12 protein-coding genes and 8 tRNA genes are annotated in these 13708 nt (G+C 46.4%); 3 read left to right on the plus strand and 17 right to left on the minus strand.

From position 1 onward, the window contains the following. Positions 1-2: 2 nt before the first annotated feature. The 8 genes from F0U83_RS09870 to F0U83_RS09905 all read right to left on the minus strand — a co-directional run bounded on the left by F0U83_RS09870 (position 3) and on the right by F0U83_RS09905 (position 7967). Complete coding sequence (locus tag F0U83_RS09870; RefSeq protein ID WP_138987685.1) at positions 3-389, minus strand: hypothetical protein; 387 nt, start codon at positions 387-389, stop codon at positions 3-5. Between the two features lie 76 nt (positions 390-465). After that, positions 466-3096 (minus strand): aminopeptidase N, encoded by a 2631-nt coding sequence (gene pepN, locus F0U83_RS09875; RefSeq protein ID WP_138987684.1) that lies wholly within the window; start codon positions 3094-3096, stop codon positions 466-468. Between the two features lie 14 nt (positions 3097-3110). Further along, the gene (locus F0U83_RS09880; RefSeq protein WP_138987683.1) at positions 3111-3941 is read right to left on the minus strand and encodes a DUF2797 domain-containing protein; all 831 of its coding nucleotides are present in this window, start codon (positions 3939-3941) and stop codon (positions 3111-3113) included. A 14-nt stretch (positions 3942-3955) separates the two neighbouring features. Then, positions 3956-4219 (minus strand): YeaC family protein, encoded by a 264-nt coding sequence (locus F0U83_RS09885; protein WP_138987682.1) that lies wholly within the window; start codon positions 4217-4219, stop codon positions 3956-3958. Positions 4220-4253: 34 nt separating this feature from the next. Further along, the gene (locus F0U83_RS09890) at positions 4254-5096 is read right to left on the minus strand and encodes a rhomboid family intramembrane serine protease (RefSeq protein WP_138987681.1); all 843 of its coding nucleotides are present in this window, start codon (positions 5094-5096) and stop codon (positions 4254-4256) included. Between the two features lie 19 nt (positions 5097-5115). Next, positions 5116-6108: a metallophosphoesterase gene (locus F0U83_RS09895; RefSeq protein WP_276469558.1), complete on the minus strand. Its 993-nt coding sequence runs from the start codon at positions 6106-6108 to the stop codon at positions 5116-5118. Continuing rightward, positions 6098-6979, minus strand: a complete 882-nt coding sequence (locus F0U83_RS09900) for an NAD(+) kinase (protein WP_138987680.1) — start codon at positions 6977-6979, stop codon at positions 6098-6100. Before F0U83_RS09900 ends, F0U83_RS09895 begins: the two co-directional genes overlap by 11 nt. Positions 6980-7055: 76 nt before the next feature. Beyond that, positions 7056-7967 carry a 1-aminocyclopropane-1-carboxylate deaminase/D-cysteine desulfhydrase gene (locus F0U83_RS09905; RefSeq protein ID WP_246077753.1) on the minus strand — a complete coding sequence of 304 codons (912 nt, stop codon included), beginning with the start codon at positions 7965-7967 and terminating at the stop codon, positions 7056-7058. 283 nt (positions 7968-8250) lie between these two features. Between F0U83_RS09905 and F0U83_RS09910 the strand changes: the two genes are divergently transcribed. Beyond that, positions 8251-9723 (plus strand): polysaccharide deacetylase family protein, encoded by a 1473-nt coding sequence (locus tag F0U83_RS09910; RefSeq protein ID WP_170221819.1) that lies wholly within the window; start codon positions 8251-8253, stop codon positions 9721-9723. A gap of 64 nt (positions 9724-9787) precedes the next feature. Here F0U83_RS09910 and F0U83_RS09915 read toward each other — a convergent pair. The 8 genes from F0U83_RS09915 to F0U83_RS09950 form a co-directional block, all read right to left on the minus strand. Continuing rightward, positions 9788-9863, minus strand: a tRNA-Val gene (locus F0U83_RS09915). Positions 9864-9936: 73 nt separating this feature from the next. Further along, positions 9937-10013, minus strand: a tRNA-Asp gene (locus tag F0U83_RS09920). A 5-nt stretch (positions 10014-10018) separates the two neighbouring features. Beyond that, positions 10019-10094: transfer RNA gene (locus F0U83_RS09925), tRNA-Val, on the minus strand. A 72-nt stretch (positions 10095-10166) separates the two neighbouring features. Then, positions 10167-10243: transfer RNA gene (locus tag F0U83_RS09930), tRNA-Asp, on the minus strand. A 5-nt stretch (positions 10244-10248) separates the two neighbouring features. Beyond that, a tRNA-Val gene (locus F0U83_RS09935) sits at positions 10249-10324 on the minus strand. A gap of 72 nt (positions 10325-10396) precedes the next feature. After that, positions 10397-10473, minus strand: a tRNA-Asp gene (locus tag F0U83_RS09940). A gap of 5 nt (positions 10474-10478) precedes the next feature. Next, positions 10479-10554, minus strand: a tRNA-Val gene (locus F0U83_RS09945). A gap of 128 nt (positions 10555-10682) precedes the next feature. After that, positions 10683-10759: transfer RNA gene (locus F0U83_RS09950), tRNA-Asp, on the minus strand. A 206-nt stretch (positions 10760-10965) separates the two neighbouring features. On the opposite strand from F0U83_RS09950, the gene syd reads away from it, so the two are divergent. Continuing rightward, positions 10966-11502 (plus strand): SecY-interacting protein, encoded by a 537-nt coding sequence (gene syd / locus F0U83_RS09955; protein ID WP_138987677.1) that lies wholly within the window; start codon positions 10966-10968, stop codon positions 11500-11502. A gap of 3 nt (positions 11503-11505) precedes the next feature. Here the strand turns inward: syd and F0U83_RS09960 are convergent, their stop codons facing one another. After that, positions 11506-12171 carry a DNA-3-methyladenine glycosylase I gene (locus F0U83_RS09960; RefSeq protein WP_138987676.1) on the minus strand — a complete coding sequence of 222 codons (666 nt, stop codon included), beginning with the start codon at positions 12169-12171 and terminating at the stop codon, positions 11506-11508. 185 nt (positions 12172-12356) lie between these two features. On the opposite strand from F0U83_RS09960, the gene F0U83_RS09965 reads away from it, so the two are divergent. Next, complete coding sequence (locus F0U83_RS09965; RefSeq protein WP_150036808.1) at positions 12357-13571, plus strand: pyridoxal phosphate-dependent aminotransferase; 1215 nt, start codon at positions 12357-12359, stop codon at positions 13569-13571. The last annotated feature ends 137 nt before the right edge of the window (positions 13572-13708 follow it).

The raw sequence follows: 13708 nt of genomic DNA on the forward strand, positions 1-13708 counted from the left end.
AGTTATTTATAAAGATCATCATTGAAAGGATCAACTGGGTCTTGCAGCATTTGGTCGTCACTGAAATACAAAACGCGCCCTTCAAACTTCAACCCTTTGCTTGCAAACCAACGCTCGGTATCTTCGCGCCCCTCTTCTGCATTGCCGACCTGCATTGAAGCCATCATGATACGGTAGAAATAGAGTCCGAATAATGCAGCAGCCGCGCCTAGAAAAAAGTCAGAAGCCAGAGCAAATAACAGTGCGATGACCGCTACAATCCACACACGGCTAGCACGAGCAGACTTAGCAACCTCATTCGCAAGATCATACTGATCCTGATACTTTAAATAACGACGAAAATTCTGCTGTAAGTTAAATTTATCTTCAGAAAGTAACTTGCGATCCATCAGTACACCTTTATCAACAATATAAAAATACATTAAACCCAGTTCTATCAGAACCGTAGATTAGCTATTAGTTCTATCACGCCAAACTTTTGCTAACAACTTCAAAAACATCACGCGACAACTCGCCAGAATCCATAATCCGCTGCAGCTCTTCCCTCATCATCCCCTGGCGATCAGCAGGGTAGCGTTTCCATCGAGTCAATGGCGTAACTAAGCGGGAGGCTATTTGAGGGTTGAGATTATTGAGCTCAATAATCTGATCAGCCAGGAAACGATACCCGCTGCCATCCATTGCATGGAAGTTAACGGGATTTAAACTGCTAAATCCAGAAATCAAGCTACGCACCTTATTTGGGTTACGCATATTAAATGACTCGTGCTGCATCAGCTGTTTTACGGTATTTAGTGCCCCTTTACTCGGGTTAGACGCTTGCACCGATAACCATTGGTTCACAACCAGAGGCTCATTTTTCCAGCGAAGATAGAACTGCTCTAAGATTACTTCGGCTGCTTTTGCGTAGGGCGAGTGCACAACTAATGCCAACGCTGCCATGCTATCTGTCATGTTATCAGCGTCCTGAAACTGCGTCAGTGCACGCTCCAACTGCTCTGGTTTACCGGTTTTCATCAGGTAGCTGAGAGCGAGATTCTTTAATGCTCGCCGAGCAATGCTTGTAGCATCCGGAGCATACTTTTCAGATACATTACAGCGGTCATAAACAGCAATTAACTCAGACGACAACGCTTCTGCTAATGTTTTAATCACGAATTCACGTACAGCATGAATAGCATCGACATCTATAATATCCGATAGCTCACTCAAATAGGCTTCTGTCGGTAATGTGAGCACTTTGGAAACCATTGCCTGATCTAAAGATAGATCAGTGAGTACCGCGCGATAAGCTGCCGTCAGTCGATTATCTAACACCAGTTCATTACCGGCCTGATACTCGCCAATTAATTCTTGAAGGATATCAACACCCAGCTTTTGTGCCGCCTCCCAACGATTAAAGCCATCTGAATCATGGCTCATCAAGAAAACCAGATCATCTCGCTGATAGCCGTAATGGAGTTTTACGGGTGCTGAGAAGCTTCTCAGTAATGAAGGAATGGGCTTTTCTTCGATCTCTGTAAAGGAGAAACGTTGCTCAGCCTCTTTTAGCTCAAGCACTTGGGTAGTTTCGCCATTAGACAGCATCATATCCTGCCCACTTTTTCCCAGTAAGCCTACACTCACGGGGATATGGAACGGTGCTTTTTCACTCTGCCCAGGAGTCGCTGGACAACGTTGCTTGAGGATCAAGGTATAGATTTGCTGAGACGCGTCATACTCATCCGATACGTCGATCACCGGTGTGCCCGCTTGGGAGTACCAAAGGCGAAACTGGCTAAGATCAATCCCAGACGCATCTTCCATCGCCTGCACAAAGTCATCAGTGGTTACCGCTTGGCCGTCATGACGCTCAAAATAGAGATCACTACCTTTACGGAAGTTTTCAGCGCCCAACAGCGTATGGATCATACGAACCACCTCAGCGCCCTTCTCATAGATGGTCATTGTGTAAAAGTTGGAAATTTCGATAAAAGACGCAGGCCGAATCGGGTGAGCCATTGGGCCGGCATCTTCTGCAAACTGCGCAGTACGCAGGAGTGATACATCTTCAACGCGCTTGACAGTTCGAGAGTTCATATCCGCTGAAAACTCAGCGTCACGAAACACCGTAAAGCCCTCTTTAAGGCTTAACTGAAACCAATCCCGACAGGTCACGCGATTGCCCGACCAGTTATGAAAATACTCATGGGCAACGACGCCTTCTACTCGCTGGAAACCAGCATCAGTCGTCGTTTCAGGGTGTGCTAAAACACAGGAGGTGTTAAAAATATTTAAGCCCTTATTCTCCATGGCCCCCATGTTAAAAAAGTCTACAGCGACAATCATATAGATATCGAGATCGTATTCCCGCCCATAAACCTCTTCATCCCAACGCATCGACTTTTTCAGGGAAATCATCGCATAATCAAGCTTGTCTAAGTCTTTTTCTGCAGCAAAGATTTGCAAGGTGACTTCACGACCACTACCCGTAACATAACGGTCTTCGATAAATGCCAGATCCCCTGCCACCAAAGCAAATAGATAAGCAGGCTTGGGGAAAGGGTCTTCCCAAGTTACCCAGTGCCGATCACCATCAGCATCGCCACTCGCTACCGGATTACCGTTGGAGAGCAAAACAGGATACGCGGCTTTATCGGCTTCTATTGTCGTGGTAAATACCGACATCACATCGGGGCGATCCAAATAAAAGGTGATACGTCGAAATCCTTCAGCCTCGCACTGAGTACAGTACATACCATCAGAGCGATATAACCCCTCAAGTGCTGTATTCTGGTCCGGATAAATTTCTGTGACCGTTTCTAATACAAAAACATCAGGCACATCGTTAATTGATAAGCTTTCTTCGGAACGACGATAGTCTTGTTCAGCAAGTACCTGATCATTAACCGCTACTCGACACAGAACCAGATCCTTATCCCCTTGCAGCACCAGCGCGCTATTCTTAGAGAGGCTTTGGGGGTTGCGTCTAATCTGTAAACGCGCTTTAACGAGTGTCGCGTCGGCTTGCAGTTCAAAACGTAAATCGGTTTTTTCGATTAAAAACTCAGGAACCTGATAGTCTTTAAGGTAAATCACTTGCGGCTGCTGTGGCATGTAGGGTCTAACCTCTATTCCGAACTCAATGTAATCTTATAAGACGTGTATTTTCTTAGGTTAATCACCCCAGTATCCAGCATAAGATACTGTCCTTTGATACCCAATAAAACGCCATCAACGTCTGGTTTTTTATCCAGATTATGAGTTACAACTTTAGTAGGATACTGCAACACAGGGTAAGCAATTTCAACCACTTCTCCTTCTAAAATTGGCTGAATCGACTGTAATCCATGGCTATTTTGTAATTGGGTTATCTCTTCTTGGCAGCGCAGATACATCTCTTCACGTAATTTGATCATCTCTAACGGCTCAACAGCGCCTTTCAACATAGCTCGCCAGTTAGTCCGGTCAGAGATGTACTCACCATAGATTCGTTCTACCAAACCCGACAAAATGCGAGCACTCACGCGAAAGGCGGGGATCGCTTGTATCGCGCCTTGATCAATCCAGCGAGTCGGAACTTGCGTTCCTCGAGTAATACCAACCTTAAGGCCTGAGGCATTGGACAGATATACAATATGCGGCACAAAGCAATGCTGTTCTCCCCACGCTGAATCTCGACAACTGCCCTGATGAAAATGGCACTTTTCCGGGCTCATAATACAGCTATCGCATTGAGGCAACTTCGTAAAGCAGGGATAGCAAAAGCCTTGGCTAAAGCTCTTTTTCGTTTTTCTACCACAATGTAAACAGTTGATGGCTCCAGCGTATGAGAGCGAAATACGCTTACCCAATAGCTCATTCATTTCGATCAGCTGATCCCCTAGGGATAACTGATAACGCACAACCTCACCCAACTCTGCACGCATCTTACTCAGCGCACCCTCACCTAATATTTGCATGCTACCGTCGTATTTTAGTGGTTAATTATTTTAAGAACATCTGGTTGCAATGGATCTGAACCATGTTGCGTTCCATCTTTTTTCGTTCGATCTATAAATCCTACACGTTGCTCTTCGGGTAGGTATTTCTCATCATAAGCAATGACCGCACGCATGCAGGTCTCTCGCTGCTCATCTGTCAGCTTCTGACCGGTGGGCCACTTACCTAACTCTATCGCACGTTTTAGCGATGTATGCATCTCAGGCGTCATCGCGTTGATCAGCTCGTCATACGTCATTGGCTCTCTTCCTCAAAATAGATAATTACAGATGCTAAATATGGCGTCTAAAGATCACTTTAACCAAAGGGACGGCCAATAGCCCCGCGACCAGCCCTGCCAGGTGCGCCGTATTGGCAATGGCACCAAAGCCTATCGCTTCTAAAAGCCCGGTATATCCCAGCACTAACCAAAACACCATGAAGACAAATAAGGCTGAGGGAAACCCAAAAAAAGCGATGCGTGCCTGCTTATCCCATAGCCAAGTATACGCAAGAATCGCAAACACAACGCCGGATAACCCTCCAAACATGGGGCCTGACACCCAGAACTGGGCCACATTAGACAACACTGCGGCCCAAGCAAACAAGAGTAGATAAATACCTATTCCCTGCAACTGCTCTATTCGACGACCAATAACCCAGATCCATAATCCGTTAAACAAAATATGAGGAAGGTTAAAGTGCATAAAAACCGGTGAAATAAATCGCCAGACTTCAAAAGAGTGCAATGACTCCAGCAGGTGCGAATAGATCAATTGCTGATTAATAAAGTGAAAGTCTGTAATGGTTAGCCAGTGCATTAACTCATAACGACTGCCAAAACCTATGGCTACAGAGATAACGATACTAACAAGCAAAATACCTGTGGTCATCGGGAACTTTAGCGGGTTGATCCGCTGTCTTAACGGTCTTCGAACACTGATCTGTTGAAGGTCGGCACCGCTTTTCCATTGTTCAAAAATGAAGCGCACCCGATCTGCATTGACATGCTGAGGCACCCACAGCGTTTGCCTTTCCTCATCTTCAACAATACGATGTGGAATTTCATTTCGCCAAAGAAACTCAGCAAACTCGCCTAAGTCGATACTCAAAGGCACATCAAACACTTTTATCATAGGTCGCGATACCCTTTCATTATCTGGGACTTACCACTTCCGCTTTTACATCCACCCATACAAACTTATTCGCCTGAAGGCGCTTTTCAAAGTCATATCGATAAGCAACTAACTTCCCGTATTTAACGGCGCTGTAATCCAGACATGCGACATTGGAAGCGACCGGTACGGGTTGCCCTTCACACCAATAGTGACCGATAAAAAGAGGCTTTTCCTGCTCATCATAATGAATCAAATCTTGGTAGTTCTGAGGTGTCAACGGGAGCCTAGCTATATGCTCTGGGAGCGGGTCGGGTTGAAAAACCACATCGATATAGTACTTAGGATCCACTGACCAAAATTTTGTTCGAAAAAAACGCCGCTTAAAACCATCTCGGCTGACCATGACTTCATTATTGGGCAAGCGCAAGTGGGTGCCGCGCAACAATCTATCCATCAACACCCATTCGAAGGTATCTGGGACCGCTGAGCGATGCAAAAAGTCATCCGTAATTTGGTTGCCACCTTCCCGCTGTTTAAACTCTGTTATCAGCGCTTCGTGCCAACAGGCATGAACAACCCGGAAGGTATCCATTTCGAGGAATAGCGGCATCTCCTTAATCCAGCTAAGAAACTCTTGCTTATCCTGAGGATAAGGGTCCAGCTGTTGTAAAGTCTCTTGCAGAATTCGCCGATGACGCTGAGTATGTTCACGCAAGAATGGATGAGGCAAATCTGGATTGCGGTTCGGCGTGCAGTAGCAAAGTAAATTATACTCATGATTACCCATCACAATTTGGGCATGGCCGGCTTCTACCATGTCACGCACCAAGTGTAATGCCTCACGAATATGTGGTCCGCGATCAACAATGTCACCCAAAAAAATAGCCTGACGGCGTGGGTGATAATAAACACCATTACGCTTACTGTAGCCTAAACGGACAAGTAACATCCGCAGGCTCAAACCACAGCCATGAATATCCCCAATGAGGTCGTAGCCTTCATAGCGCTGCTCAATCGTGCTAGTTCCCAAGCTTTGTACCCCAGCCTAACTTTTCACGGCATGTACGATAGAAATCATAATCCAGTGGGTGTAGCAATTTCAGTTTGTGGGGCTTTTTATGGATCGTGATCACATCCCCTGGCGCTAAACTAATATTGATCTGTCCATCACAAGAGACCGTAGGGTAGGTTTCATTTTCTTCGCTAATGACCAACTTAAGCTCACTATTACCATCAACCACGATAGGACGGCTCGAAAGCGTATGGGGGAACATAGGCACCAAGACCAATGCGTCCAACTTAGGGTGCATAATAGGGCCGCCACCGGACAAAGCATAAGCGGTAGAACCGGTCGGTGTCGAAACAATCAGGCCATCCGATTTTTGGGTATAGACAAACTGGCCTTCAATATACAACTCAAACTGAATCATCCGTGTGGCTTTACCTGGATGAAGCACACAATCATTTAAAGCAGCACCTTCGCCAATAGGCTCACCGGCACGTTTAACCATCATATCCAGAAGAAAGCGGCTTTCGACGGTGTATTTACCCTCTAATACCTCAGTAACTTTTTCCTCAACTTCATTTGGTGAAATATCCGTCAGAAAGCCTAAGTTTCCTCGGTTAATACCCAGCACGGGGACATGACACTGAGCCAGCGAGCGAGCAGCCCCCAGCAAACTACCATCACCACCGACCACTATCACCAAATCACAAATCTCACCCATCATTTTCTGTTTGCATACCTGCTGGCCATGGCCCGGCATAAGCTCTGCAACACGCTCATCCAATATCGTATTCAACCCGCGTTCGTTCAAAAAACGGATAAGGTGTTTGAGGGTATCAATGACCAACTTACTACCTAAACGACCAATCAGCCCAACATTGCGAAAATGATCCATGAAATTACCCTTAGATTATAAAAAGTGTCAGGATTTAACCTGCATAATTACTGCATTGCAAAAACTTTTCAAGCACTTAGCACATGGAACGGCGACCTTGCAGCCCTCCGCTATGCAGTAAAACAATCTTAGCGCCTTCGGGATAATCACCCTGCGCCACTTTCTCCATAAAGCGCCTAAAAAGCTTCGCGGTATATATGGGATCAAGTGGCACCCCGAAATCAGCCTCTAATTGATGCCATATCATTTTATGGTCTGCTTTTACCTTGCCATAACCACCGTAGTGGGACTCAAGATCCAGCGACCAATGACACTCGACCGATCTATTCGCACCCGCTAATAAAGACTCAATCTCCTGATAAAGAAAATCTCCCCCTTTTAATACGGGATACCCTTCTAACTGGACGCGCTTAGGTGCCTTCGATAATAAACCTGCTAATGTACCGCCCGTGCCACACGCACACAGAAGATAATCCAAACCCGGCAACTGCTGCGAAATCCCCCTCATCAGCTCACCCACCCCTTTTAACGCCAGCGAGTTAGAACCACCTTCCGGTATAACGACATCCACCTCATGCTCAGCCATCAGCTTTTGCAGCCAAGCGGCATCAGAGCGTTGCCGATACTGCACACGATCAACAAAATGCAGCTGCATCCCCCAACGCTGGGCATCATCCAACATAGGATTTGATACCGGCTCGCCACGAATAATACCCACCGACACCAACCCCAACTGCCCTGCCGCCCACGCCAGCGCATGAATGTGGTTTGAGTAAGCACCACCAAAACTTAAAAGACGAGTCTGGTTATTCGTTTTTGCCTGCAACAAGTTATATTTCAGCTTATACCATTTATTACCGCTGACTTCAGAATGGATCAAATCCGTACGTACCACCGTCACTGATAACCCTTTTTGATCAAACAGAGGGTGAGCCAGCGCCTGAATGATTAATTCGGGCTGATATGAAAAGAGATCGGAAGGTTGCAAACAAAGCTCCGTCATATGACTGACATATTCATCGCGTAGAGTCTTGCGCCAAATTATAGCAGCTAACAGGCATAGAACATGGAAGAATATATTGAAGAACTCTTATTAGAAGTCGATGAAACAGATGAAGATGCGGATCTCTACGACGATGCTTGGGAGATGTAGCCTTAACAAGGCCACATCTCTAAAAATCATCTAAAAACTGTTATGCTTTAACGCAAGACTTCCAAGGATGAACGGCTTCGTATACTCAAGAACCGTTTACGTACAAGGACGACCAAGCATGAAGCATTTCATAAATAAAATAAAAGCCCTATTAGGTACTTCAAAGAAACACCTCCAAGTACCCATTCTTTGCTATCACAGCTGGACGATCGGGCAAGACTATCTATCCGACAACCATAAAGCCCTTGAAGCCGACTTAAAACTATTGAGTCGCAAAGGCTACAGCCTTTTACCCGTTAGCCAACTGGTTTCGATATTGTCAGGAGAAACCCCAGCATCGGCAATATCAGGAAAAAAAGTCGTATGCATTACCTTTGATGACGGCAAAAGCTTCGATTTTAACGATGATCATGTTGACGGCATAGGCAGCATTACCAGTTTCCACACCTTATTAAAACAAAGCCAAACATCGCTACCCTTAGCAATGGAGGGTGAGCGAGCCGTTTCATTTGTGATCGCCTCCCCTAGCGCCAGAGCCGAATTACAAAGATCTCTTAAAGACCATCCAGAACAGTGGCAGGATGACTGGTGGCTAACTTGCGCAAACGAGGGCATCATTGGTATCGCTAATCACAGCTGGGACCATCTTCATGAAAGCGTAGACCAAGTCAGACAGAGAGAAAATAAAAAAGGATCTTTCTTCGATATTGACAACTATAAAGATGCAGAGGAACAAATCCTAGCAGCTCAGGAGTATATTAACCATATCACCCGTAACCAATGTCTTCCTTTGTTTGGATACCCCTATGGACATGCCCCCTCTTATCTACGTGATGAGTACTTCCCAAAGAATGGAAAAAGACTAGGTATTAAAGCAGCCTTTAGTACCGCAGGCGAACCTGTCACCCTTAACACCTGTATCTGGGATATTCCCCGCTATGTATGCGGTTTTCACTGGAAAAGTGTAGATGAGCTGGAAAGGCTTCTCGACCATATCGACAAAACACCACCCACATCAAACCATAAACATAATGAGGAACCTGTTGTGGACACATATCCAGTAGAAAGCACTTATGCCGATAAAGCAGAGCATGTAATACATCAGGGTTTTAGCGTAGCCGAAGTCGATGATGCCGAGTTTTTTGTAGGAGACCTGTTTCGCCGTCGCTTCTTTACTGACTCATTCCCCGCCACCCCTCGACACTTTGTAGCTTTTGCCCGCTCAGACAATGGCCAAATGATTCCCCTTGGCTATGTCCACTACACGATGTGGGAAAACTGCGCACTATGCGGAGGACTGGTTATAGATGATAGACAATACAGACGCCTCACCAAGCCCATTCGCTCAGCAATTAGAGAACAAGGAGGTATTGCTGAGTTGCTCCTGCAAGCGTCTTTCAAAAAACTACCCAACGAGCTTACCGCCATCTGGGGCCATGTCGGAAACCCTCAGTCGGAAGTGGTGTGTAAACGGGCGGGATTTCTGCGCACTACCGATCCCTATGTCATGGTAATCTGGAGAGACGCGACACTGAGCGAAGCCGAAAAAACAGCTTGGTTAAACAAGGTTATTGAGGTAGGGCCTTTTTAAGCAGCCACGATATAGAAAGCCAATAGAGGTAAAAAATCAGATAGAATCGAGCAAGGATAATGGATGGTGGGCGTGGAGAGGTTCGAACTCCCGACATTCGCCTTGTAAGGGCGACGCTCTCCCAACTGAGCTACACGCCCATAATGGATTGGCTGATGTTTTTGCACGTTTAACTTAGCACTTTAAGCTAATCATGACTAACCCGAAAGTTAGTGGCGGAATGGACGGGACTCGAACCCGCGACCCCCTGCGTGACAGGCAGGTATTCTAACCAACTGAACTACCACTCCGCATATGGTGGGCGTGGAGAGGTTCGAACTCCCGACATTCGCCTTGTAAGGGCGACGCTCTCCCAACTGAGCTACACGCCCATATGCGTTGGCTTATGTTTTTACACGTTTAACTTAGCACTTCAAGCTAACCGTGACTAACCCGAAAGTTAGTGGCGGAATGGACGGGACTCGAACCCGCGACCCCCTGCGTGACAGGCAGGTATTCTAACCAACTGAACTACCACTCCGCATATGGTGGGCGTGGAGAGGTTCGAACTCCCGACATTCGCCTTGTAAGGGCGACGCTCTCCCAACTGAGCTACACGCCCATATGCGTTGGCTGATGTTTTTACACGTTCAACTCAGCACTTTAAGTTAACCGTGACTAACCCGAAAGTTAGTGGCGGAATGGACGGGACTCGAACCCGCGACCCCCTGCGTGACAGGCAGGTATTCTAACCAACTGAACTACCACTCCGCATATGGTGGGCGTGGAGAGGTTCGAACTCCCGACATTCGCCTTGTAAGGGCGACGCTCTCCCAACTGAGCTACACGCCCATAGTACGGTGGCTATATTTTTGACTGAAAACGCTTAGCACTTCAAGCTTACAGTTGTAATCTTTTAGGATTACTCTTACTAACTTCGTGTTGTGAATCCTGAATACAGCTTCATTACAAGATGTTAGTGGCGGAATGGACGGGACTCGAACCCGCGACCCCCTGCGTGACAGGCAGGTATTCTAACCAACTGAACTACCACTCCGTACCGTTAGGTTTGCTTCTTAGAAGTCATCCCTGAACGAGGTGCGCATTTTAATGAGTTTCCCTGTGTTGTCAAACGTTTGCGGCGTTTTTTTTTATTTTTTTCGTTTTGGTGAAAATTTGTACATGTTTGCACATATACGCTGGTCGAAAAAATCTCTAGAGTAAAAAGCCCATATTTATTTTTGCAAAGATCCAAGGCACCCCATGAACACCCAAGACGCACTCGCCGCTTTTATTGAGCGCTGGTTTGAAAAGTACCAGCAGAACCTACCAACCATTGCTTTCGACCTAAAGTGGCCTTCCCTATGTTATGCAGAAGACGCCGATGATGGCCATTTTTGCCCATGGCGACCTGTTGAGCAAACACCCTCTTCCGACATGTTCACTCGGTTGTCACAAGCACTGGAAACGGACATCCACCCGGATATTGTTAGTTATTACACCAGCTTCTGGTCAGCCCCCCTAAGCGCTAGCTCTAACGAAGGCGATCTGGTTCTACTCCAAGCTTGGAACGAAGAAGATATGGAACGTCTGCGTGCCAATTTGATCGGTCACGCATTAGCCAAGCATAAACAGAAACACCCTCTCACCTTCTTTTTCGCATGTACCGAGCCTGACGATGGTATTCTCAGTATCAATAATGACGACGGTACAGTTTGGTTGGAGTACCCAGGAAAGAAACCCGTCCGACAAGTTGACGGTAGCTTAGGTAGCTTCCTTGCTAGACTCACACCCCAGTAATACCTACCAACCCACGGTATACGCCAACAAGCGACTGATCTGGCACATAGGCCGGCCTGATTCGCTGCGCCATTGGTTAAAGGCAGTTTGCACTGCGGCTAAATCTCGTTGGCTGGTTGGTTTTTTATCAACGACTCCTTGAGCTTTCAAGGCGGCTACCACATCATCGGTTAAAACAAAGGTATCTTTCCCTAGCATTCTCAGAAAGTAGGGGGCAGAATTTCCACCTAGTTGACTTCCCTGTTTTTTTAGCTGGGTCCATAGGCTGGTAATCTCCTCCTCTGGCCACTGTGCGATCCACTGAGTAAACCCACCATGCTGCTGAGCAATTTCTGTCACCATGTAAGCATTCTGCCTTGTAGCTTTGATTTTTCCCCAATGGCGGATAATTTGATCATTTTGCATCAAGTTTTCTAACTGCTCGTCGCTCATCATAGCGACCTTTTCAGGAGCGAAACCGAAAAAAGTCTTTTCGAAGGCTGGCCACTTTGCATCCACAAGTGAATGCTTTAACCCCGCCCTAAAGATCCGCAAACTCATTAAGGATAGCGCTTCACTATCAGGCCGCTTTGCTAACAGCTCATTCGACAAAGGAACAGGCAAAAGACTTTCCAGCGTCTCACCTTTGTGCTCCAAGGCATGATTGTACAACCAGTCAAAATCTTTCATATCTGCTCCTTTCTAAGAAATGACTGTACGTTTACTTGATTAAAAATCACGCCCAAAACCCCGTTTTACGCGGCATTGGTAGTTCTTTTCAACAAAAAAAGGGCGTATGATTAACGGCCTTTTTTAATTTAAAACCGCACGCCAGTACAAGACAAAGAATACTTGCGGGCAACGGGATTGTTAACATGCCAGTTATCAGAAAATCGAACAAGCTGATCAACGTCTGCTATGACATCCGGGGGCCAGTGCTCCAGGAAGCAAAGCGTCTTGAGGAGGAAGGCAACCGAATCCTCAAACTCAATATCGGCAACCCAGCCCCTTGGGGGTTTGAGGCGCCAGAAGAGATCGTTCAAGACGTGATTCGCAATCTGCCTGCCTCACAGGGCTATTGCGACTCCAAAGGCTTGTTCGCCGCCTGTAAAGCCATTATGCAGGAGTGCCAAAAAAAGAATATCCCAAACGTTACCGTAGAAGATATTTATATTGGTAATGGTGTATCTGAACTTATCGTAATGGCAATGCAGGGTCTATTGAATGACACCGATGAGATGCTCATTCCTGCACCGGATTACCCTCTGTGGACGGCTGCAGTCAGCTTGGCAGGTGGTAATCCGGTTCATTATGTCTGTGACGAAGCGTCCGGCTGGGCGCCTGATATTGAGGATATGCGCAGCAAAATCACGGAGCACACCCGCGGTATTGTGGTAATTAACCCTAACAACCCAACAGGGGCTGTCTATCCAAAAGCTGTTCTGGAGCAGATTATGGATCTGGCACGCGAGCACAATCTTATTGTGTTTGCTGATGAGATCTACGATAAAATCATCTACGATGAAGCCGAACATACCTCGATGGCTTCTCTAGCGGATGATGTCCTTTGCTTGACATTTAACGGCCTATCCAAAACCTATCGTGCAGCAGGCTTTCGCTCCGGCTGGGTTGTCGTGAGTGGTCCAAAACATCGCGCTCGTGATTATATCGATGGCCTTGATATGCTCAGCAATATGCGCTTGTGTGCGAATGTACCCTCTCAGCACGCTATTCAAACAGCCTTGGGCGGTTACCAAAGCATCAATGAGTTAATCATTCCTGAGGGACGCCTTTATGAGCAGCGCAACCTTGCTTGGAAGATGCTCAATGAGATACCCGGCGTTTCGTGCGTCAAGCCCAAAGGTGCTTTGTATCTATTTCCAAAGTTAGATCCAACTGTCTACCCCATCAAAAACGATGAGAAAATGGCGCTGGATCTACTACAACAACAAAAAGTGCTGATTGTTCAAGGTAGTGGCTTCAACATGCCCGATACACAACATTTTAGAATTGTGTTCTTGCCTCGAATTGATGAGCTGGAAGATGCGATTTCACGTATTGCCACGTTCTTGCGCACTTATCAGCAGTAACTACTATAAGGCGGCTCCCTGCCGCCTTATCTATCTTTTCCCAATTCCGTTATACCAACGTTGTAAATAAGCAAAGTTAGCGCTACTGTTTGTAATAAATATGTCTTTTAAATGACATAAACTCTTTTTCTAGCAAT

The sequence above is a fragment of the Neptunomonas concharum genome, assembly GCF_008630635.1.
Lineage (GTDB): Bacteria > Pseudomonadota > Gammaproteobacteria > Pseudomonadales > Balneatricaceae > Neptunomonas > Neptunomonas concharum.